This is a genomic window from Phyllobacterium bourgognense (assembly GCF_003337575.1).
GTDB lineage: Bacteria > Pseudomonadota > Alphaproteobacteria > Rhizobiales > Rhizobiaceae > Phyllobacterium > Phyllobacterium bourgognense.
In genome coordinates, this window is the sequence record NZ_QPJM01000009.1 from 139,353 (window position 1) to 160,922 (window position 21,570).

The window sequence follows — 21,570 nt, forward strand, 5'->3', positions numbered from 1 at the left end:
AACGTCCCGCATGGCGTTTGCTGATCGTCGATTTGACCGTGTTACGATGAGGCGGCATTGTGGAAAATAAAATCGGGAGTGCGTCCATTTTGAAGCGCTTGTCTTTCTCCATAATCTTCGGCTGTGCGGCACTGATGATGACGAGCGCGAATGCTGAGCGTTTTGAGCTGAAGATGTTCGGACACGAGGTATTCGTTGCGTCTGGCGGTCCCGAAGGCGACATCCTCAAAATTGATGGACGCGAGGTCCACAAGAATCAGATCATCACCTTCGAGGAACTGGTTACAGTGGATGGAGTCGCGGTTCTGATCGGCAGTTCAGCCAAGGGAGGCAACAGCTGTGACGGAGCGCCTTTCGTTGTTTCATTCCCGGCAAACTCTAACCCGCGCATCGATGGCCCGCTTGAGACATGCTACCCGACGACAATGGCTGCTTCGCCATCACAACTGGAATTCTCTACTGCGGCGCAACCCGGAAGCGATGGTGAAAAGTGGATATGGACCCCGGCTGATGGCTTCAAGCAAGTCGCGGGCGAGAAGTTTGCGGCAACCAGCAGCAAAGGCTGGGCGCAACTACGCGAGCGCACGGTAACTCATCCAAACGAACTCCTCGGTTACAAAGAGATTGCCGATGAAATAAACCGGATTGCCGGTTCCAACAGGAAAACTTTCGAAACCATGATTGGTGGGGTCGGAAGTGCTGAGTCCACAGGGGACCTGTTCGTCGGCACGAGTTGCACGCCGCATAATTGCGATGCCGAAGCTGCTATTCTTATCGCCTCAATTCCTGACAAGAGGGTTTACCTGGCATGGAAACCAGAAACCGAGAAGATCGTCGTCCTTCCGCCCGTCAAGCAGTGGCCGCAGAATGCCAAGAATGCATTGTTGAACTGGTCGCGGAAATGGAAATAGCAGTTCGCTATCCCTTGGTCGTGACGGCGCTTCTGCTCTTGAGAGCGGCGTAGGGAATGCTTTGGTAGGTGCGTATTTGACTTCACCAAAAATGCCGTGGCTTTTTTAGACTTCTGCCAAGCCTAACAGCATAAATTGGCTTGACTATAGCCGCCACCATGGCCTGGATGCCTGCACAGCGGTGGTCCGCCTTTCCAGTCATATCCCTGAGCCTTGGCGGAGAAATAAAGTTAGTAACTTCCGTCCATTTGAACACCAGATCGCGTCGAGGCCGAGCATGAAGGGCATAGAGCGATCTCTTCACGGCAAGCCACTGGGGAACCTTATGAAATTGGCTTTGAGCTCACCGTGCATGGGTATAGTTCGAACTCGCTGATCTCAGGACTCTCGTCAGTCACCTTGTTTGGTCGAGGTTTGCAGTCATATTGTGCCACCCGGGTACGTAGGTATCGTGTGTGAACGCGCTCGAGCAATATCGGGATGTTGGTTCACCCACTTCTTCGACGCGGTCCACGCTGAGCTCTCTGTAAAGGTCCGGGCATGCCATCGGCCAGCCGAATTCCTGGAGACAGTGTCCACATCATCATCTGCAAATCGCGACAGCACTATGCGTGGCTCACGGTCTTTGCAGATAGCATAATAGTGTCGGTTATCCGGTTCTAAAATTTCGAGCGCACTGCCAATTGGCGACTCGCCGGCGCAATTGGCCCGGTGTATCGGTGTCGTGACGATGCTTACCGATCGCTCGATGATTACCCGCCGATGTTGCTAGCGCGGCTCTGGTACGACGGCGGGCTATAAGAAATAGCTCTCGCATTTAAGTCGATAACGCACTCAGAAATTGAGCCTTGATGGCAGCCGGGTCCCCTAGCACCGCTGCAGGATATTGGGGGCAGCTGACACTTGAACCATGGTTCGCTTCCCGTGACTGCAGCTTCCATTGCTAGATTTGCCAGTTCCATTGCGCCGGCGGACAAAATGAACGACTCTAAGGAGTCGCCTACTACCACGCGACAGTTGTAGTGGTTAGAATGGAGAACCGTTGTAATGCAGTCCCAAAATCTTGAGGACGTTTTGCCAGAAACACCATATGGAGACTGTGCCAGGAGTGCGCTCGAGGGCGATGTCGCTTGTGTAGATTTCATCTCAACCGCACTCGGTAATTGGTTGAGTAATCGTCAGCAAAGGTATCCACACGAACTGCGACACGCTGTAGCCCCGACACTGATCCGGGCCTATAGCCAATGTCCCCTTGAAGTGAAATCGGAACAAGAATTCAGCAGTGAGTTAGGCCCCTTGCCCCTTCCGACTGGGCCAGTGTTGGAAGTCATGCTCGCTGCAAACGCCCATATCCTTATCGCGTTGAGCCACTTAATCTTATCCGAGATCAGCTCGTCAATATCGGAGTCTAAGCCTGAGGCATCTGCCTACTGTGAGACCCTTTGCTACTATTCCAGATTTGGTCGTGCGCTGAGTGTTAAAATGAGACGAGCTTTGGGATCGTGCCGACGCGGTTAAGGACAGCAAACAAAAGCGCTAGCGTGTCGTCTGCGATATGATACGGGTTCCGACAGCTAATTGGAATCAAGCAAATGCCAGCTACATTGAAATCAACCTTCGTTGAAGTCCTTACAAACGCTTCCGAAGTGGAAATGCGTGGCGGTCGTATGCCATAAGCATCCGTGTCTTTCCGTCTGCGCGGCTTATGAAGCGCGCTCGAATGCTGCTACCAAGGAAAGCAGATATCTATGTCTGAGCGGACGCACAAAATCATCGAGCGAGCGTGATTAGGTTCGGTTAATCGATAGATCGTTGACGTTCAGCAAGTCCGATCCTGCAGTTGCGGTCCAAGAGTCGCTAACTAACAGATATTTCAATGAATTACTTTGAACCAATATGGGTGCGGGGCACTGTTAGGTGCAATTGCGGGGTTTTAGCTGGAAATTCGCCCCAACTATGGGGGTAGTTACATTTTAGTCGGGACCGCCAATTTTTTTCCCATCAAAACCACTCAAAAAGAGTTGCACACCTCATTTCGCTGTTCTAAACTTTAGGCGGAGGAGAATTCTCGTGGGGAAGATGACGCTCGAAGACGTCGCCCGAGAAGCCGGTGTCAGTTTAGCAACGGTCGATCGTGTCGTGAACGGAAGGATTGGTGTGCACGCGCGCACCATCGAACGCGTCAATGCGGCCATCAAACAGCTTGGCTTTCTACCTGATCCACATGCATCCCGGCTCGCTCGCGGACGCGACTATGATTTCCGCATCATCCTGCCGACCGGCGAAAATGAATTCATGATGGCCCTGGGCGCCGAATTCCGTGCCACGCGCGAGCGGCAATTGCAGGAACGTGTCCGCCTGTCGATCCAGCACGTCGATACGTTCGACGGCGAGGCACTCGCGGCGGCCCTCGAAAGGCTCCCCTCCGGCATCGACGGTGTCGCCGTCGTTGCGCTCGATCATCCCGCTGTCACCGAGGCGATCAACGCCTTGGCGGACGCCGGTGTCGTTGTACTTACCCTCGTATCGGACGTACCGAATTCACGGCGGGCGCATTATGTCGGCATAGACAACTTTGCCGCCGGACGGACAGCCGCCTCGCTGATCGGCCGCTTCGTCGGGCGGCGCAAGGGCAAGGTGGGCATGATCGCCGGGTCGCTGGCATTGCGCGATCACGTCGAGCGCCAGTTCGGTTTCGAACAGATCCTCTCGCGCGAATATCCAAATCTCGAAGTGCTTCCCGTGCGTGAGGCGCGCGACGAGAACGCACGCGTTGAGGCCGTCACCCGCTCGCTGCTGCGGGACCATCCGGACCTTGTGGCCATCTACAATGCCGGCGGCGGGCAAGCAGGGGTCATCGCTGCGCTCGAAGCGACAGACCACGTTTCCGACGTCATCTTCGTGGCGCACGAACTAACCGCCTCGACGCGCCGGCATCTTGTGCGTGGTACAGTGGACGCACTTATCAATCAGGATGCAGGTCATATGGCGCGCAGCGCTGCCCGCATCCTGACTGCCTTGCGCGAGGGACGCCCGATCGTGCCGGGTCAGGAACATATTCGCATCGATATATTTCTCAGGGACAACATGCCGTGACGGCAAAATCTGGAATTGGAGGATTGACATGAAGACGATCAAGGGACCGGCCATTTTTCTCGCGCAGTTCGCGGGCGATGCAGCACCGTTCAATTCGCTTGATGCCATGTGCGGGTGGGCAGCAGGGATGGGCTACAAGGGTATCCAGATACCGGCTTGGGATGGACGGCTCATCGATCTGAAGAAGGCTTCGGATTCGAAGGACTATTGCGACGAGATCGCCGGTGTCGCTGCTTCGCATGGCCTGACCATTACGGAGCTCGCGACACACCTTCAGGGCCAGCTCGTAGCGGTTCATCCGGTCTACGACGAGTTGATGGACGGCTTTGCCGCACCGGAAGTGCATGGCAATCCGAAGGCGAGGCAAGAGTGGGCAGTGGATCAGCTCAAGCGGGCGGCGCGTGCCTCAAAACACCTCGGCCTCAAAGCAATACCGACCTTCTCCGGCGCACTCGCTTGGCCGTTCCTGTATCCGTTTCCGCAGCGTCCGGCGGGTCTCGTCGAGGCGGCATTCGATGAGCTGGCGAAACGCTGGATACCGATCCTCAACTATTTCGACGAACACGGTGTTGACGCTGCCTATGAGATTCATCCCGGGGAAGATCTGCACGACGGCATAACTTACGAGATGTTCCTGGAGCGGGTGAAAAATCATTCCCGCGCCAATCTCCTCTATGATCCGTCGCATTTCGTCCTGCAGCAGCTCGATTATCTTGATTATATCGACATCTACCACGAGAGGATCAAAGCCTTCCATGTCAAGGACGCCGAGTTCAATCCAACCGGACGGCAGGGCGTTTATGGCGGCTACCAGTCATGGGTCGATCGTGCAGGCCGTTTCCGCTCGCTCGGTGACGGGCAGGTTGATTTCGGTGCGGTCTTCTCCAAGCTGACCGCCTATGATTTCGATGGCTGGGCAGTGCTTGAATGGGAATGCGCCTTGAAGCACCCGGAAGACGGCGCACGCGAAGGTGCGCAGTTCATCGACGCGCACCTGATCCGCGTCACCGAGCGCGCTTTCGATGATTTTGCCGGTTCTGGTACCGATGACGCGGCCAATCGCCGTATTCTTGGCCTGAAATAGAGGATCGAATAATGGCTATTGGAGCATCCAAGGAGAAATCCGCGAGCCGCCGCATCCGTATCGGCATGGTTGGAGGCGGGCAGGGCGCCTTCATCGGCGCTGTCCACCGCATTGCACTGCGCATGGATGATCAGTATGAGCTCGTCGCAGGCGCGCTCTCTTCCGATCCGGCGCGCGCCAAAACTTCCGCGAAGGAAATCGGCATCGCCGAAGATCGCGCCTACACTTCGTTCGAGGAGATGGCCAAGGCCGAGGCCAAGCGCGCCGACGGCATCGAAGCGGTTTCCATCGTCACGCCAAACCACATGCACGCTCCGGCGGCAAAGGCATTCCTAAAAGCAGGTATCCACGTCATCTGCGACAAGCCGCTGACCACCACGGTCAAGGAGGCCAAGGAACTGGTGTCGCTGGTCAACAAGACCGGCAAGCTTTTCATCGTCACGCATAATTACACCGGCTATCCAATGATGCGGCAGGCGCGCGCCATGGTGGCAAAGGGCGTGCTTGGCGACATTCGCGTCGTGCAGGCCGAATACCCGCAAGACTGGATGACGGAGAAAACCGAAGCCACAGGCAACAAGCAGGCCGAATGGCGCATCGATCCGAAGCGTTCGGGTGCGGGCGGTGCCATTGGCGATATCGGCACGCACGCCTATAATCTTGCCTGCTTCGTTTCAGGTCTCAAGCTCAAGCAACTCTGCGCCGAGCTCACCAGTTTTGGCGAGGGCAGGGTGCTCGACGACGATGTGCAGATTCTCATGCGTTTCGACGGCGGTGCCAAGGGCATGATCTGGGCGAGCCAAGTGGCGCCAGGCAATGAGAACGGCCTCAAGCTGCGCATCTATGGCACAAAGGGCGGGCTGGAATGGACACAGGCCGACCCTAACTATCTCTGGTACACGCCTTTCGGCAAGCCAAAGCAATTGCTGACGCGCGGCGGTGCCGGCGCATCGCCGGAGGCAGCGCGTTTGACCCGCGTTCCGTCCGGCCATCCGGAAGGCTATCTCGAGGGCTTCGCGAATATCTACTCAGAGGCTGCGCAGGCCATCATCGCTGCGCGTAGCGGAAAAAAACCTCCGAAGGATGTGATTTTTCCGACTGTGGACGATGGGCTTGCGGGGATGGAATTCATCGAGGCTGCGGTGAAGTCGTCCAAGGCGGGCGGCATTTGGACGAAGGTGTGATGAGCGATAACCCAAGCAAGACTGCGACAGTGCCAGTGCTTGAAGCACGAGGCATAGCCAAGGCGTTCGGCCCGGTCGAAGTGCTGACGGACATCAGCCTGCGCGTCATGCCTGGCGAAGTGCATGCCATCATCGGTGAAAACGGTGCCGGCAAGTCGACGCTGATGAAGCTTATGAGCGGACACCTGAAGCCAACGCGCGGTACCGTCGCGATGGATGGGGAACCGGTAAGTTTTGCCGGACCCGTCGACGCCGAACATCGTGGTCTTGTGCTGGTACACCAGGAGATATTGCTCGCGCCCGACCTGACCGTAGCGCAAAACATCTTCATGGGTCGCGAGTTGAAACGCGGGCTCATGGTCAATGACCGTGAGATGAACCGGCAGTCTGCCGAGGCTGTGCAAAGCCTTGGAGCCGATATCGATCCGACGACGCAGATTTCGCGGCTTTCCATCGCCCGGCGCCAACTGGTCCAGATCGCTCGCGCACTTCAGGTGCCGCATCGCGTCGTGATCTTCGATGAGCCGACCGCGTCGCTGACACCGTTCGAAACGGAAGCGCTGCTGAAGGTCATCCGCGACCTTCGGGACAGGGGCGTGGCCATCCTTTATATCTCGCATCGCCTGCCGGAAGTCGGCGCCATCGCCGACCGCATCACGGTGCTGCGCGACGGCAAGCTTATTGCCACACGCGAAGCTTCAGAATTGCAGCCGGTGGATATGGCGCGACTGATGGTCGGGCGTGACATGTCGAAGCTCTATCCGGAGCGCGAAGATACGGCGAGCCATCAGAACGTATTGGAGGTCCAGAACTTCCATGTTCCCGGATATGCACGCGATGCATCGTTCACCTTGCGCAAAGGCGAGATTTTGGGCTTTGCCGGGCTGATCGGCGCTGGCCGGACCGAGCTTCTCGAAGGCATCGTCGGGTTGCGCACCGGCCATGGCGAGGTCAAGCTCAATGGCAATCCGGTCAAGTTCAAGACGGTGCGCGACAGCATGGCTGCGGGCATCGTTTACCTGAGCGAAGATCGCAAGGGCAAAGGGCTGCTCCTCGCCCAGGATCTGCGCACCAATCTTACGCTGGCAACGCTGGAGAAGTTCACCAGGGGTCCACTCATCGAGCGCAAGCGCGAAGATAACAGCCTCGACAAGGCGATCAGCGATTTCGACATTCGTGCACGCCGCCGCGACCTTCTCGCCGGACAGCTCTCCGGCGGCAACCAGCAAAAGCTGCTACTCGCCAAGATGATGCTGCTTGAGCCCAGCATCGTCATTATAGATGAACCGACACGCGGCATCGACATCGGCACCAAGGAACAGATCTATAAATTCATTTCCGATCTCGCCAAAACTGGCAAATCGGTCATCGTGATCTCCTCGGAGATGCAGGAACTCATCGGCATATGCCACCGCATACTTGTCATGCGTTCGTCACGCATTGTCGGCGAGGTTACGGGCGAGGCAATGACCGAAGACGAAATCGTCGTCTACGCCACTGGCGTCAAAATCAACGAAGCAGAGCTTTACTCGGCGGGGAACGCATGACCGACACGAAAACAATCACCGACACACGCGGTTTTGGCCGCAAGCTGGCGGATCTCGACAAGACGGCCGTAGCGCCATTCCTGGCGCTTGCCGCGTTGTTCGTTCTCGGGGCGCTGGTCAATCCAAATTTCCTGTCGATCGACAATCTGCTCAACGTCCTCACCCGGTCATCCTTCATTGCCATCATTGCGATTGGCGCGACATTCGTCATCTCAGCCGGCGGTCTCGATCTGTCGGTTGGCTCCATGGCGGCGCTTGTCGCCGGCATCATGATCCTGTTCCTGAACTCGGCCTCCATAGACGGTGACGTGGCCATGCTGGCCACGGGCATTGTCGTTGCGCTCGGTGTCGGCGCTCTTGCGGGACTGCTTAACGGCGCCGTTATCACCATCGGCAAGATAGAGCCCTTCATCGTCACGCTGGGCACCATGGCGATCTTCCGGTCGGTCACGGTCTGGCTGGCGGATGGCGGTTCGATCGCGATGAAATCCATCGCGATGCGCAATATGTTCCGCCCGGTTTACACCGGGGTGTTTCTCGGCCTGCCAATACCGGTCTGGATCATCATTGCAGCCGGTCTGCTCGGTGCTTTCATTCTCTACAAGACATCGTTCGGGCGGCACGTTATTGCCGTTGGCTCGAACGAGGATGTGGCAAAATATTCGGGAATCCACGTCAATCGCGTCCGCGCCATGACCTACATCATTCAAGGCATCTGCGTCGCCATTGCCGTCGTCGTCTACGTCCCGCGCCTCGGCGCCGCGACCACGACGACAGGCATGCTTTGGGAACTCCAGGCGATCACCGCAGTGGTCATCGGGGGAACAGCACTGCGTGGCGGTGTCGGCCGCATCTGGGGTACGATCTGCGGTGCATTCATGCTGGAGATCGTCGGCAACATCATGGTGCTGTCGAATATCGTCAGTGAATATCTGATCGGCGCGGTGCAGGGCACGATCATCATTATCGCCATGCTGGTGCAGCGCACCCTGCAAAAGAAGAAATAGTCGGCAGACTATACACATAAGGGGCGCGAGGCTGCTCCTTCTAAGGGAACGGGGGGAAAGGGCCACCCACCGAGCCGCAATCAAGGCCCGAGCAAAATTGGGAGAAACCAAATGCGTAAACTTTTGATCGGTCTTGTCGGGGCGGCGCTCGCTTCGACCATGACCTTGGCCTACGCGCAGGACAAAGAGGTCAACATCGCCGTATCTATACCTGCAGCAGATCATGGTTGGACGGGCGGTGTTGTCTACCACGCCGAACGGGCCGCCAAGCTGCTTGAGGCTGCTCATCCGGGCCTCAAGATCACTATCAAAACTTCGCCTGATGGAGCATCGCAAGCGAACGCACTTGAAGATCTGACGACGCAGGGCATCGACGCACTCGTTACCCTGCCACACAATTCCGACGAACTGACCGATCCATTGCGTCAGGTCAAGGAAAAGGGCGTATTCGTCACCGTGGTTGACCGCGCTCTGTCCGATCCGACGATTCAGGATCTTTACGTTGCCGGTAACAATCCCGAGCTCGGCCGCGTCGCCGGCGAATATCTCAAGGACACGCTGAAGACCGGTGACGTCGTTGTTATCCGTGGTCTGCCGATCGTCATCGACGAAGAGCGGCAGAAGGGTTTTGACGATGCAATCGCCGGCAGCGGCATCAAGGTTCTCGACAAGCAATTTGGCAACTGGTCACGCGATGATGCCTTCAAGATCATGCAGGACTACCTGACCAAGTTTCCCAAGATCGACGCCGTATGGTGCCAGGATGACGATATGGCTGTCGGCGTGCTCGAGGCCATCGATCAGGCCAAGCGCACCGACATCAAGTTGGTCATCGGTGGCGCCGGTATGAAGGACATGATCAAGCGCGTTGCCGACGGTGATGCGATGACACCGATCAACGTGCTTTATCCGCCTTCAATGATTGCGACGGCAATGGAGCTCACGGTCGCAAACTTCTATGACCAGGTCCCTGTGCGCGGCAAGTACATCCTCGATGCCACACTGGTTACCAAGGACAACGCCAAGGAATTCTATTTCCCGGATTCGCCCTTCTAAGATCAGCTATCCAACTTCAAACGAAAGGGCCCGCAAGGGCCCTTTTTTGTTTGGCCAGGGTTGGCGCCGGGGGGACTCTAACCCCGACGCCACCCTGTTGCGGCAAGCAGGAATATGGCTGTAACAGCGGTCATGCTATGGCCAAGGCTTGCTGCAAATTGACAGCTCTTTTTAACTTGAGTTGTTGACTCTTGTTTCAATTGAGTAATAAAGATGAATAAGATAGTCAAGTTTAAATAAGAGGGATAATGCGAGCAGCGCTGTCCCGGACAAAAGGAACAGAAAAGGCCCACTGCCATGTCCCCACGTCAAATCATCGATATGCAGGTGCGTCTCCCCAACACTACGCCGGTGCGCGCCAATTTTTCCGCGCCGATACAAAAGGACATCCGCGTCTACGGTAGCGACATCCTTTTCGACGGCACCAATGAAGTTGGCATTGAACACGCTGGCTCGCTCTACCGACTCAAAATCACCCGGCAGGGCAAACTGATCCTCAATAAGTAATTCCCATCAGCAGGCTAGAAACATGACTGACGCAGTAAAACCAACACCCGAGGCAATTCGGCAGGCGAGGGCTGAGAACCCGAAAATGCGCGAGCGCGACCTTGCGCAGCAGCTGCAGATCTCGGAAGCCGAGCTGGTGGCCGCCTATTGCGGGATCAATGTCGTTCGTATCAACCCGCACATCGAAACCTTTCTGACTGAAATCGAATCGCTTGGCGAAGTGATGGCGCTCACCCGCAACGAGAGCGCCGTCCATGAGAAGATCGGTGTTTATGACAAGCCGATCGTCGGCAAGCACGCCTCGATGCTGCTCGGCGAGCAGATCGATATGCGGCTTTTTCCCAATGCCTGGGCACATGGCTTTGCCGTCGAAAAGCCGGACGGCGAAGACGTTCGCCGCAGTCTGCAATTCTTCGATGCAGCCGGGGAGGCCATCCACAAGATCCACCTTCGCCCAGCCTCCAATCTGGAAGCCTACCAGGCTCTCGTCGCCAAACTTCGTCTTGATGATCAATCACAGTCTGTGCAACTGACAGCCCTGCCGAAGCCGGAGGAAAAGACCTTCGAGCTTGACGAGCTCGACGCTTCAGGCTTGCGCGACCGCTGGACCCAGATGAAGGATGTCCACGAATTCTTCGGCATCCTGCGTTCGTTGAAGATGACACGCCATCAGGCGGTGCAGGTAATCGGACAGGATTACGCGTGGCAACTCGACACGGCCGCATTGACAACAATGATGCACGACGCCGCGCAGGAGCAACTGCCGATCATGTGCTTTATCGGCAATCGCGGCTGCATCCAGATTCATTCGGGACCCATTCAAAACGTGAAGCCAATGGGTCCGTGGATCAACATCCTCGACGAAACCTTTCATATGCATCTGCGTACTGATCACATCGCGGAGTTGTGGGCCGTGCGCAAGCCTACCAAGGACGGGCATGTTACCTCGCTCGAAGCCTATGGCGCAGAGGGCGACATGATCGTCCAGTTCTTCGGCAAGCGCCATGAAGGCTCCGGCGAACGTGGCGATTGGCGACAGCTCGTCGAAACGCTGCCACGCCTCATGCGTGCTGCGGCATAGGAATGACAATGAACAGATTCCCCCTCATGGTGGCAGCGCTCGGCATTCTGGCGCTGCCAGCCGTTGCGATGGCAGAAGAGATTTCCGGCCCCATTCCCGATGCAAGCCGTGTAGTCTCCATCGGCGGGTCGATCACCGAAATCATCTATGATCTGGGTGAGGAGGGGCGGCTGGTCGGTCGCGATACCACCAGCGTTTTCCCCGAAGCTGCGCACAAGATTCCCGATGTCGGATACATGCGTGCGTTGTCGCCGGAAGGCGTCCTGTCGATCAACCCGACTGCGATCATTGCCGTTGAGGGTTCAGGCCCGCGTGAAGCCATCGACGTATTGAAAAAAGCCAGCGTACCTTTCGTGTTCGTTCCGGAAAACTACACGGCCGAAAGCGTGTCGGAAAAAATCCGGATCGTCGGCAAGGCACTCGGCGTCGATGACAAGGCCGAGAAGCTATCTGCCAAAATCGAGCAGAAATTGGCGGCGGCGAAAGCCGAAACCAAAGATATCAAGACCCGCAAACGTGTGCTCTTCGTCCTCAGTACAACAGGCGGAAAAATCATGGCAGCAGGCACCAAGACGGCTGCCGACGGCATCATCGAACTTGCAGGCGCTGACAACGTCGTCACCGGGTATTCCGGCTACAAGACAATGACAGAGGAAGCGATCCTCACGGCGCAGCCGGATGTCATTCTCGTGATGGATATCCACGGGCCGCGCGCTACAACCGACGCGGATCTTCTCGCCAACAAGGCGATTGCAGCAACGCCTGCCGGTCAAGCAAAGAACATTGTGCGCATGGGCGGGCAGTATCTGCTCGGCTTCGGACCACGAACGGCAGAGGCTGTGCACGATCTTGCCAAGGCATTCTACGGATCTGAAGTGAGCCAATGAGCGAGTCTGTGTTGGTGAGGCCTGTGGCTCTTCGGTCGGGACAAGGCAAAACCCGTGCGGACGGCGACCGTTCATTTCTGGCGAAGGGCGTTATCGTCGTGCTGGGTTTCGCACTGCTGGCGACGATGCTGTTCAGTCTTACGGCCGGCGCATCCGACGCTTCGGTCATATCTGTTGTCCACGCTTTGATTCGAGGCGCAAGCAGTGACGATAGTGTCCTTTCCCTGCGGGACAGCATCATCATCTGGGATATAAGGTTGCCGCGCATTATTCTCGGCGCGATGATCGGAGCGTCGCTTGCTGTCTCCGGTGCGGTGATGCAGGGATTGTTTCGCAATCCGCTTGCGGATCCCGGCATTGTCGGCGTCTCCGCGGGTGCAGGTCTTGGCGCTGTCAGCGTTATTGTCCTTGGCACGACGGTTCTCACACCGTTCATTTCGACCTTCGGTATATTTGCCCTGCCGATTGCCGCCTTTATCGGCGCCCTGGTTTTCACGCTCATTCTCTATGGCGTCGCCACGCGGCGCGGACAAACCTCCATCGCGACAATGCTCCTGGCCGGTATTGCACTTGGCGCCATGGCCATGGCGTACATAGGCCTCCTGACATTTCTCGCCGATGACAGGCAGCTCCGCGATCTGACATTCTGGACACTGGGTTCACTCGCCGGTTCCAATTGGACCAAGATGTCTACGGCTGGTCCCTTTATCGTGTTGGCGCTGCTGGTTTCTCCCTTTCTTGGGCGCGGCCTCAATGCTCTCGCACTTGGTGAAGCCTCGGCAAGCCACCTTGGCATTCCGGTCCAGCGTTTCAAGCGCGTGGCCATCATTGTGGTCGCTGCCGCAACGGGTGCTTCCGTTGCCGTCAGCGGTGGCATCGGCTTCGTCGGCGTCGTCGTGCCGCATCTGCTTCGGCTGGTCATAGGACCGGACCATCGCTATCTGCTCCCGGCATCCGCACTTCTGGGTGCGAGCCTGCTGCTGCTCGCGGACGCCGTCAGCCGCACCATCGTCGCACCTTCGGAATTGCCGATCGGCATCGTTACGGCCGCCGTCGGTGCGCCCTTCTTCCTGTGGATATTGCTGCGCCGCCGCGGCATTGTGGATCTTTGACCATGATCAGCCTTTCCGACGTCAACGTCATGCTTGGACGCAAGGCCATCGTCAAAGATGCGAGTTTCGATGCTCAGGCGGGGGAACTGACTGTCATTGTCGGCCCGAACGGTTCTGGCAAGACGACGCTGATGCGGGCGCTTTCCGGCGATCTGCCTTTCACCGGCCGCATAACGATCAACGGGCACTCGCTCGGCCATCTGAAACCATGGCAGATGGCCGCCATGCGGGCGATCCTGCCGCAATCGACCTCGCTGTCCTTTCCGTTCACCGTTCGCGAGATCGTCAGGCTCGGGCTTACCAGCGGCCGTTCCGGCGCGACACATGATGTCGTCGAAAACCTTCCGGACGAGGCGCTGGCGCTCGTCGATCTTGCCGGCTTTGGCGGCCGTTTCTACCAGGAGCTTTCCGGGGGCGAACAGCAGCGCGTACAACTCGCGCGGGTTCTCTGTCAGGTCTGGCAACCCGTTCTCGATGGTCAGCCGCGCTTTCTCTTCCTCGACGAGCCCGTCTCCAGTCTTGATATCAAGCACCAGCTCATCATCATGCAGATCGCCCGCGCATTTGCCACGCGTGGCGGCGGGGTGATCGCAATCCTGCACGATCTCAATCTGACGTCGATGTACGCGGATCGCGTCGTGGTCATGCACGGTGGCACTATTGATAGCGTGGGTACACCCGCGGAGGTCCTTACAGACGACCGTATCCTGCGTGTCTATGAGTGTGCCCTGAAAGTAGGCGCCTTGCCCGACAAGCATGTGCCGTTTGTCCTGCCGCAGTCGGCGGCGATGTGACTCCTGGATCGCTGCCCGTCTATAAAAGTCTCGGGTCGAGCGTGAACGGCTCCAATGTGAGCACTTTGATCTCCGCCGCCAGCCGGTGCGAATGATTGATCAGCACGTTGATATCGGGCGAACCGGCAATAGGAACAATCGCTGACGGCACCATCAGCAGTGGCGTTGATTTGGCCTTGTGCCAATTGTCGCCCATGCCTTGGGTCAGGCCCTCCCACCGTCGCCAGTCCGATGGCAAGGATTGCACCGCGATGTTCTGGACGGGCATATCGTCCGGCACCTCATAGGTCACCATAACGAGCTCCGGCAAAAGTGTCGGATCTTCAACATGCACCAGCTTTTCAAGGACGCAAAGGGCGGGCGACGTCGCGCAATAGGTCACCGCATGGCCAACGCTGTTCCAGCGGCCATTGAACAACAGTCCATAGCCGCCGTCCAAAGTCTCCGCATGCTGCTTGCCGGATAATCGCCAAAGCCGCATTAGAGCCTCTAGGCGGCTGCACCCCAGGCGATCTTGCCAAGAATGGTTTCAATGACGCGTGCGCCAGCTTCCGTCTGGGCAATCACCAGCGGCGTTTCGCCGCCAAGTTCAGCCAGCGTTCGACGCAGCCAGCGGTTGGCTTTTTCCTTGTCGCCAAACGTTTCTTCAGCCAGTGTCTGGATACGCATCAAACGGACCGTCCTGTCGGACTCGTCAACAGTCAGCGGTTGCTTCTTGTCGGCGCGGTGCCGCCTTGTGCGCTGAGGAATAACGAACTGCTCGATTTCCTGATTGGTCAGTCCAGCAAGGGTCAAGCCTTTCAGAGCACTCAAAGGCAAACGATTGCGAACAGCCATGGCGAGATCCGCCTGCGAGCGAACTTCAGATCCGAGTACCGGCGTCCCACCGAGCTTTCGGGCAACTTCCTCGACAATGACTTTTGACATCCACGTGCTCCAGGCCTTTGCGGCAACTTGCTTGAATATAGACGGCATATTGCCGTTTTACAAGTCCGCGCGACCACCACAACTGCGACATATCATGCCGCCAACAGAATTGACTTGTTGACATAAAGATATCTTTATGTGACCCTCACACCTCGGGTGTATTTGAGATTTTTTGCTATGACGCTCCGAAAATAGTGGTTTCGAGCACCGGAGCGCAGCGTACATTTTGGTACGTGAGCACCGGAGCACAGAAAAACGCCGTTTGCAGGTCGTCAAAGCGTGAATATCAATACACCTCATCCGGTTTGTGGATCATGAGGCGTGCCAAGTTATGAATATTGCGGTTGATAATCTGTTCGGTCCCATGGGTTCTCCTCGGGACGGCTCCGAAGTTTTTACAGCTTTGACCAAGGCGGCGAAGGAACGGATACTGATTCTCGACGGCGCCATGGGTACGCAGATTCAAGGCCTTGGCCTGAATGAGGATGACTTTCGTGGCGATCGCTTTGCGGATTGTTCCTGCCACCTGCAAGGCAACAATGATCTCCTGATCCTGACGCAGCCACAAGCCATCGAAGATATCCACTACGCCTATGCCATGGCGGGCGCCGATATCCTTGAGACCAACACATTTTCCTCCACTACGATCGCCCAGGCTGACTACAGCATGGAAGAGGTCGTGTACGAGCTTAACCGCGATGGTGCGCGGCTTGCCCGCCGTGCTGCGTTGAAAGCCGAGCAGAAAGATGGCCGCCGCCGCTTCGTCGCCGGAGCGCTCGGCCCGACAAACCGCACGGCATCGATTTCGCCTGACGTCAACAATCCCGGCTATCGCGCTGTCACTTTCGACGACCTGCGCACCGCCTATGGGACCCAAGTGCGTGGCCTCATCGATGGCGGCGCGGACATCATCCTTATCGAGACCATCTTCGACACACTCAACGCCAAGGCAGCAATCTTCGCCACGAACGAAGTATTCGAAGAGAAGGGCATCACTCTTCCGGTGATGATCTCCGGCACGATCACAGACCTTTCCGGCCGGACGCTTTCTGGTCAAACCCCGACGGCTTTCTGGCATTCGGTCCGCCACGCCAAGCCCTTCACCATCGGATTGAACTGCGCCCTCGGTGCCAACGCAATGCGGGCGCATCTCGCCGAGATTTCCAGCGTTGCCGATACATTCGTCTGCGCCTATCCCAATGCGGGCCTGCCCAACGAATTCGGCCAGTACGACGAGAGCCCGGAAGCGATGGCGGCGCAGCTCGAGGGTTTCGCCAGCGAAGGCCTGCTCAATATCGTTGGCGGCTGCTGCGGTTCAACTCCGGAGCATATCAAGGCGATTGCCGAGGCAGTCGGCAAATACAAGCCGCGCGAGATTCCCGAGACGGAAACGCATATGCGCTTGTCGGGCCTCGAACCCTTCACGCTGACCAAGGATATTCCCTTCGTCAATGTCGGCGAGCGCACCAACATCACCGGCTCCGCCAAGTTCCGCAAACTCATCACTTCGGGCGATTTCGCCACGGCGTTGGATGTGGCGCGCGATCAGGTGGCGAACGGCGCGCAGATCATCGACATCAACATGGACGAGGGCCTGATCGACAGCGAAAAGGCCATGGTCGAATTCCTGAACCTGATCGCGGCAGAGCCGGATATCGCCCGGGTCCCGGTGATGATCGACAGTTCGAAGTGGGACGTCATCGAGGCGGGCCTGAAGTGCGTGCAAGGCAAGCCACTGGTCAACTCGATCTCGATGAAGGAAGGCGAACAGGCCTTTCTCGATCACGCCAAGAAGGTGCGCGCCTATGGTGCCGCCGTCGTCGTCATGGCCTTCGATACGGACGGACAGGCCGATACGCTGGAGCGGAAAGTTGCGATCTGTACGCGCGCCTATGAACTCCTGACCAAGGAGGCAGGCTTCCCGCCCGAAGACATCATCTTCGATCCAAACGTCTTTGCTGTTGCAACCGGTATCGAGGAGCACAATGGCTATGGCGTCGCCTTTATCGAGGCGACGAAGCAGATCGTCGAAACACTGCCGCACGTGCACATCTCCGGCGGCATCTCAAATCTCTCCTTTTCGTTCCGCGGCAATGAACCGGTGCGTGAGGCGATGCACGCAGTCTTCCTCTATCATGCCATCCAGGTTGGCATGGATATGGGCATCGTCAACGCGGGCCAGCTCGCGGTCTATGAATCGATTGATCCGGAACTGCGTGAGGCCTGCGAAGACGTCGTGCTCAACCGCCGTGATGATGCGACAGAGCGACTGCTTGATCTTGCCGAGCGCTACAAGGGTTCCGCCGGCAAGGAAGCACGTGAACGCGATCTCGCCTGGCGTGAATGGAGTGTCGCCAAACGCATCGAGCATGCCCTGGTCAACGGCATTACCGAATTCATCGACGTAGATACCGAGGAAGCGCGCAAGGAGGCAGAGCGCCCGTTGCACGTCATCGAAGGGCCGTTGATGGCAGGTATGAACGTCGTCGGCGATCTGTTCGGCGCCGGCAAGATGTTCCTGCCACAGGTCGTGAAATCCGCCCGGGTCATGAAGCAGGCCGTGGCCCTGCTGTTGCCCTTCATGGAGGCGGAAAAGCTTGCCAATGGCGGCACAGGGGAGCGGACAAGCGCCGGCAAGGTGTTGATGGCAACCGTCAAGGGCGACGTCCACGATATCGGCAAGAACATCGTCGGCGTCGTGCTTGCTTGCAACAATTACGAGATCATCGATCTCGGTGTCATGGTTCCCGTGACCAAGATCCTGCAGACGGCCCGCGAACAGAACGTCGATATTATCGGCCTCTCGGGCCTGATAACGCCGTCGCTCGACGAAATGGTGCATGTAGCCTCGGAGATGGAGCGCGAGGGTTTCGACATTCCGCTGCTGATCGGTGGCGCAACGACCAGCCGCGTGCACACGGCGGTCAAGATCAACCCGCGCTACAATAAGGGGCAGACGATTTATGTCACCGATGCGAGCCGTGCGGTTGGTGTTGTATCCAATCTTCTGTCCAAGGAAACCAAGCCGGGTTACGTCGAAGCCATCGAGGCCGAATACATCAAGGTCGCGGACGCGCATGCCCGTAACGAGGCCGACAAGCAGCGCCTGCCATTGGCCAGGGCGCGCGCCAATGCGCACAAGATCGACTGGACCTCGTACAAACCGACCAAGCCAGGTTTCATCGGGACGCGCGTCTTCGAAAACTACGATCTTGCCGAGATCGCCCGCTATATCGACTGGACGCCGTTCTTCCAGACCTGGGAGTTGAAGGGTCGCTATCCTGCCATCCTCGAAGACGAGAAGCAGGGCGAAGCCGCGCGTCAATTGTTCGACGATGCGCAGGCAATGCTGAAGAAGATCATCGCGGAAAAATGGTTCAATCCGAAAGCTGTCATCGGCCTGTGGCCAGCGGGCGCGGCGGACGACGACATTCGCGTCTTCGCTGATGAGGCGCGCAAGGAAGAGCTCGCGACCTTCTACACCCTGCGCCAGCAACTGTCGAAACGCGATGGCAGGCCGAATGTGGCCCTTGGCGATTTCGTAGCGCCCATCGACAGCGGCGTTCAGGATTATATGGGAGCTTTCGTTGTCACCGCCGGTATCGAGGAAATCGCCATCGCCGAACGCTTCGAACGTGCCAACGACGATTATTCCTCCATCCTCGTCAAGGCGCTGGCGGACCGTTTTGCCGAAGCCTTTGCCGAGTTGATGCACGAGCGCGTGCGCAAGGAATTCTGGGGTTATGCACCTGACGAAGATCTTGCGCCGGAGGAACTCATCGGTGAACCCTATCGCGGTATCCGCCCGGCGCCAGGCTATCCGGCGCAGCCCGATCACACTGAAAAAGCGACGCTTTTCCGCATCCTTGACGCGGAAGCCAGGATCAACGTCAGCCTGACCGAAAGCTTCGCCATGTGGCCGGGCTCGTCGGTGTCGGGCATCTACATCGGCCATCCGGAAAGCTATTATTTCGGCGTCGCCAAGGTCGAGCGCGACCAGGTGGAAGATTATTCGGAACGCAAGCAAATGCCGGTCGGTGAGGTCGAGCGCTGGCTTGGGCCGATCCTCAACTACGTGCCGGGGCCAAGGGTTCAGGCGGCCGAATGAAGGTAATGCCTCGGCGGCGCGCCGAGCATGCGCTTGAACATGGTCGTGAAAGCCGGCACGCTGTTATAGCCGAGATCCAGTGCGACGCTGGTCACCGGCTCACCCTTGGTCAGGCGCGGCAGTGCTGACAAAAGGCAAGCCTGCTGGCGCCACGTTGAAAGGCTGAGGCCGGTTTCGCGGCGAAATGTCCGCGTGAACGTACGCCGGCTCATTCCAAGCCGATCCGCCCAGTCGTCGATATCTGTGTGGGGCGAGGGGTTCTCGAGGAATCCACGGCACAGTGCCGCCAGCCGCCGGTCTTCCGGGAATGGCAGGCCGAGTGGTCGTTCCGGAAGGTTGGGGATTTCATGCAGCAGCAACCCCATGACAAACGTCGTCCGTGGATCGGCGTGAACGTCGGCAGGCGCCGCAACCGCCTCGCGGATCAGGTTGTCCATCAAGGGCGTCAGTCCCACCACGTGCAAATGCCGTTTCAACCCCGCCACTGCGTCCGGCCGCACATAGATTGAATGCATCGAGACATCGCCCAGCATATCCACCGCATGCTCCGTTCCGGCAGGCAACCATAGGGCATGATGTGGCGGCACCATCCAGCGGCCAAATTTGGTCGTGACCATGGTAACGCCGCTGATGGCATGCAGGAGCTGCGATTGGCTGTGATGATGGTCGGGAATGTGAAATCCCGATGGATAGACCGTCGCCAACGCGAAAACGTCGCCTTCGGCTTGCTCAAGCCAGTTGAGCCGCACCTTATGCAGCTCCTCAAGCCGCAGGCCCGCAGCGTTCCGGGCAGCAAATGTTTGATAGCGCATTGTTTTTGGCCCACACTCGAAAGAACTGGACCAAACCACGAAAGCAGGATGCGCGCAACAGGTATATCAGATGCGCAGGAAGGGTGACCGCCTGGGCGGTGCACCCTCTTTCTTCGATGGACGCACACCATGACCGATACAGCCTTGCCTGCTCAGCGGACTTCCGCCGAAACAACCGTTTTCGCCATCATTTTTGCCGTCAGCTTCTGCCATTTTCTCAATGACATGATGCAATCGCTGCTTGCAGCTATCTATCCGATGCTCAAGGAGAACTATGGCCTCAATTTCAAGCAGATCGGTTTCCTGACGCTGACATTCCAGGTCACAGCCTCGCTGCTGCAGCCGGTCGTCGGCACCTATACCGACAAGCGACCGATGCCGTATTCGCTGCCTGTCGGCATGGCCTTTTCGCTGGTCGGGCTCGGCTTGCTTTCCATCGCCACGCATTATGTCATGTTGCTCGCCGGTGCCGCTTTCATCGGTATCGGTTCGTCGATCTTCCACCCGGAATCCTCGCGTGTGGCCCGTCTCGCCTCGGGCGGGCGCCATGGTCTGGCGCAGTCGTTCTTTCAGGTCGGCGGCAATTTCGGCACGGCGCTCGGGCCCCTGCTGGCAGCGTTCATCGTTTTGCCGCGCGGCCAGCAAAGCATTGCCTGGTTCTCCGCTGCCGCTCTGATCGGCATGATCATCCTTTATCAGGTCGGCAACTGGTACCAGCGCTATCGCATCGCCAATGCAAACAAGCCAGCCGCGAGCAGGGTCCTGAAGCTGCCGCGCAAAAAGGTCATTACATCGCTGCTGATCCTGACGCTGCTTGTCTTCACCAAGAACATCTACCTTGCCAGTATCTCCAGCTATTACACGTTCTACGTCATCCACAAATTCGGCATTTCGGTGCAGCAATCGCAGATGATGCTGTTCCTGTTCCTCGGTGCCGCTGCTGTCGGGACTATTCTTGGCGGCCCGATCGGCGACAAGATCGGCACCAAGGCCGTCATCTGGTTCTCGATCCTTGGCGTCCTGCCATTCACGTTGATGATGCCCTACGCCAATCTGCTCTGGACAGGTGTGCTCACAGTCTTCATCGGCTTCATCCTCTCGTCCGCCTTTCCCGCGATTGTGGTTTTTGCCCAGGAGCTGGTACCCGGCCGGGTCGGCATGATAGCCGGTATCTTCTTCGGCTTCGCCTTTGGCATGGCCGGTATTGCCGCTGCGGTACTTGGCTTCGTCGCCGATGCCAAGGGCATCGACTATGTCTATATGATCTGTTCCTACCTGCCATTCCTCGGATTGTTGACGATCTTCCTGCCAAGCATGCGGGAAGTCCGGGGCGAACCGGCCACGGCCTGAACAACAAAAGCCCGGCAATGCCCGGGCTTTTTTGCCAGTTCTCCTTCGGCAACGCTGCTGACGTCAATTGTCAGGAATGCCGGTTTGTAAAACGATATCCAACCCCA

At 57.7% G+C, this 21,570-nt stretch carries 17 protein-coding genes; 14 read left to right on the forward strand and 3 right to left on the reverse strand.

Features of this window, described 5'->3' with window-relative positions; genetic code table 11:
* Nucleotides 1-89 precede the first annotated feature (89 nt).
* The 12 genes from C7476_RS16490 to C7476_RS16545 all read left to right on the forward strand — a co-directional run bounded on the left by C7476_RS16490 (nucleotide 90) and on the right by C7476_RS16545 (nucleotide 14,266).
* Nucleotides 90-911 carry a hypothetical protein gene (locus C7476_RS16490; protein WP_114430990.1) on the forward strand — a complete coding sequence of 274 codons (822 nt, stop codon included), beginning with the start codon at nucleotides 90-92 and terminating at the stop codon, nucleotides 909-911.
* Between the two features lie 2,079 nt (nucleotides 912-2,990).
* Nucleotides 2,991-4,007 (forward strand): LacI family DNA-binding transcriptional regulator, encoded by a 1,017-nt coding sequence (locus C7476_RS16495; protein ID WP_114430991.1) that lies wholly within the window; start codon nucleotides 2,991-2,993, stop codon nucleotides 4,005-4,007.
* Between the two features lie 28 nt (nucleotides 4,008-4,035).
* Nucleotides 4,036-5,091 carry a sugar phosphate isomerase/epimerase family protein gene (locus C7476_RS16500; protein ID WP_114430992.1) on the forward strand — a complete coding sequence of 352 codons (1,056 nt, stop codon included), beginning with the start codon at nucleotides 4,036-4,038 and terminating at the stop codon, nucleotides 5,089-5,091.
* 11 nt (nucleotides 5,092-5,102) lie between these two features.
* Nucleotides 5,103-6,275, forward strand: coding sequence for a Gfo/Idh/MocA family protein (locus C7476_RS16505; protein WP_114430993.1), 1,173 nt, complete (start codon nucleotides 5,103-5,105; stop codon nucleotides 6,273-6,275).
* Nucleotides 6,275-7,822 carry a sugar ABC transporter ATP-binding protein gene (locus C7476_RS16510; RefSeq protein WP_114430994.1) on the forward strand — a complete coding sequence of 516 codons (1,548 nt, stop codon included), beginning with the start codon at nucleotides 6,275-6,277 and terminating at the stop codon, nucleotides 7,820-7,822. Before C7476_RS16505 ends, C7476_RS16510 begins: the two co-directional genes overlap by 1 nt.
* A complete protein-coding gene (locus C7476_RS16515; RefSeq protein ID WP_114430995.1) occupies nucleotides 7,819-8,829 on the forward strand; it encodes an ABC transporter permease in 1,011 nt (336 codons plus the stop codon). The genes C7476_RS16510 and C7476_RS16515 overlap by 4 nt, the downstream gene beginning before the upstream one ends.
* Nucleotides 8,830-8,940: 111 nt before the next feature.
* A complete protein-coding gene (locus C7476_RS16520) occupies nucleotides 8,941-9,885 on the forward strand; it encodes a substrate-binding domain-containing protein (RefSeq protein ID WP_114430996.1) in 945 nt (314 codons plus the stop codon).
* A gap of 297 nt (nucleotides 9,886-10,182) precedes the next feature.
* The gene (gene hemP / locus C7476_RS16525; protein WP_112531533.1) at nucleotides 10,183-10,392 is read left to right on the forward strand and encodes a hemin uptake protein HemP; all 210 of its coding nucleotides are present in this window, start codon (nucleotides 10,183-10,185) and stop codon (nucleotides 10,390-10,392) included.
* 22 nt (nucleotides 10,393-10,414) lie between these two features.
* Nucleotides 10,415-11,473 (forward strand): hemin-degrading factor, encoded by a 1,059-nt coding sequence (locus C7476_RS16530; protein WP_114430997.1) that lies wholly within the window; start codon nucleotides 10,415-10,417, stop codon nucleotides 11,471-11,473.
* A gap of 8 nt (nucleotides 11,474-11,481) precedes the next feature.
* Entirely contained in the window at nucleotides 11,482-12,360 is an 879-nt protein-coding gene (locus C7476_RS16535; protein ID WP_114431071.1) for a heme/hemin ABC transporter substrate-binding protein, read from the forward strand.
* A complete protein-coding gene (locus C7476_RS16540; RefSeq protein WP_114430998.1) occupies nucleotides 12,357-13,472 on the forward strand; it encodes a FecCD family ABC transporter permease in 1,116 nt (371 codons plus the stop codon). The genes C7476_RS16535 and C7476_RS16540 overlap by 4 nt, the downstream gene beginning before the upstream one ends.
* 2 nt (nucleotides 13,473-13,474) lie before the next feature.
* Complete coding sequence (locus tag C7476_RS16545) at nucleotides 13,475-14,266, forward strand: heme ABC transporter ATP-binding protein (RefSeq protein ID WP_114430999.1); 792 nt, start codon at nucleotides 13,475-13,477, stop codon at nucleotides 14,264-14,266.
* A 19-nt stretch (nucleotides 14,267-14,285) separates the two neighbouring features.
* On the opposite strand, the gene C7476_RS16550 is transcribed toward C7476_RS16545, so the two are convergent.
* Both C7476_RS16550 and parS read right to left on the reverse strand, forming a co-directional pair.
* Nucleotides 14,286-14,747, reverse strand: a complete 462-nt coding sequence (locus C7476_RS16550; RefSeq protein ID WP_114431000.1) for an RES family NAD+ phosphorylase — start codon at nucleotides 14,745-14,747, stop codon at nucleotides 14,286-14,288.
* An 8-nt stretch (nucleotides 14,748-14,755) separates the two neighbouring features.
* Nucleotides 14,756-15,193, reverse strand: coding sequence for a type II RES/Xre toxin-antitoxin system antitoxin (gene parS, locus C7476_RS16555; protein ID WP_114431001.1), 438 nt, complete (start codon nucleotides 15,191-15,193; stop codon nucleotides 14,756-14,758).
* A 331-nt stretch (nucleotides 15,194-15,524) separates the two neighbouring features.
* Here parS and metH point away from each other — a divergent pair, with 331 nt between their 5' ends.
* Nucleotides 15,525-19,301: a methionine synthase gene (gene metH / locus C7476_RS16560; protein WP_114431002.1), complete on the forward strand. Its 3,777-nt coding sequence runs from the start codon at nucleotides 15,525-15,527 to the stop codon at nucleotides 19,299-19,301.
* Here the strand turns inward: metH and C7476_RS16565 are convergent.
* Nucleotides 19,286-20,113 carry an AraC family transcriptional regulator gene (locus tag C7476_RS16565; RefSeq protein ID WP_114431003.1) on the reverse strand — a complete coding sequence of 276 codons (828 nt, stop codon included), beginning with the start codon at nucleotides 20,111-20,113 and terminating at the stop codon, nucleotides 19,286-19,288. The genes metH and C7476_RS16565 overlap by 16 nt on opposite strands.
* Before the next feature lie 129 nt (nucleotides 20,114-20,242).
* On the opposite strand from C7476_RS16565, the gene C7476_RS16570 reads away from it, so the two are divergent.
* A complete protein-coding gene (locus tag C7476_RS16570; RefSeq protein WP_114431004.1) occupies nucleotides 20,243-21,463 on the forward strand; it encodes an MFS transporter in 1,221 nt (406 codons plus the stop codon).
* The last annotated feature ends 107 nt before the right edge of the window (nucleotides 21,464-21,570 follow it).

Coding starts and splice junctions, on each gene's coding strand:
- C7476_RS16495 (WP_114430991.1), top strand. CDS start 2,991: ATGACGCTCGAAGACGTCGCCCGAGAAGCCGGTGTCAGTTTAGCAACG.
- C7476_RS16500 (WP_114430992.1), top strand. CDS start 4,036: ATGAAGACGATCAAGGGACCGGCCATTTTTCTCGCGCAGTTCGCGGGC.
- C7476_RS16505 (WP_114430993.1), top strand. CDS start 5,103: ATGGCTATTGGAGCATCCAAGGAGAAATCCGCGAGCCGCCGCATCCGT.
- C7476_RS16510 (WP_114430994.1), top strand. CDS start 6,275: ATGAGCGATAACCCAAGCAAGACTGCGACAGTGCCAGTGCTTGAAGCA.
- C7476_RS16515 (WP_114430995.1), top strand. CDS start 7,819: ATGACCGACACGAAAACAATCACCGACACACGCGGTTTTGGCCGCAAG.
- C7476_RS16520 (WP_114430996.1), top strand. CDS start 8,941: ATGCGTAAACTTTTGATCGGTCTTGTCGGGGCGGCGCTCGCTTCGACC.
- hemP (WP_112531533.1), top strand. CDS start 10,183: ATGTCCCCACGTCAAATCATCGATATGCAGGTGCGTCTCCCCAACACT.
- C7476_RS16530 (WP_114430997.1), top strand. CDS start 10,415: ATGACTGACGCAGTAAAACCAACACCCGAGGCAATTCGGCAGGCGAGG.
- C7476_RS16535 (WP_114431071.1), top strand. CDS start 11,482: ATGAACAGATTCCCCCTCATGGTGGCAGCGCTCGGCATTCTGGCGCTG.
- C7476_RS16540 (WP_114430998.1), top strand. CDS start 12,357: ATGAGCGAGTCTGTGTTGGTGAGGCCTGTGGCTCTTCGGTCGGGACAA.
- C7476_RS16545 (WP_114430999.1), top strand. CDS start 13,475: ATGATCAGCCTTTCCGACGTCAACGTCATGCTTGGACGCAAGGCCATC.
- C7476_RS16550 (WP_114431000.1), bottom strand. CDS start 14,747: ATGCGGCTTTGGCGATTATCCGGCAAGCAGCATGCGGAGACTTTGGAC.
- parS (WP_114431001.1), bottom strand. CDS start 15,193: ATGTCAAAAGTCATTGTCGAGGAAGTTGCCCGAAAGCTCGGTGGGACG.
- metH (WP_114431002.1), top strand. CDS start 15,525: ATGAATATTGCGGTTGATAATCTGTTCGGTCCCATGGGTTCTCCTCGG.
- C7476_RS16565 (WP_114431003.1), bottom strand. CDS start 20,113: ATGCGCTATCAAACATTTGCTGCCCGGAACGCTGCGGGCCTGCGGCTT.
- C7476_RS16570 (WP_114431004.1), top strand. CDS start 20,243: ATGACCGATACAGCCTTGCCTGCTCAGCGGACTTCCGCCGAAACAACC.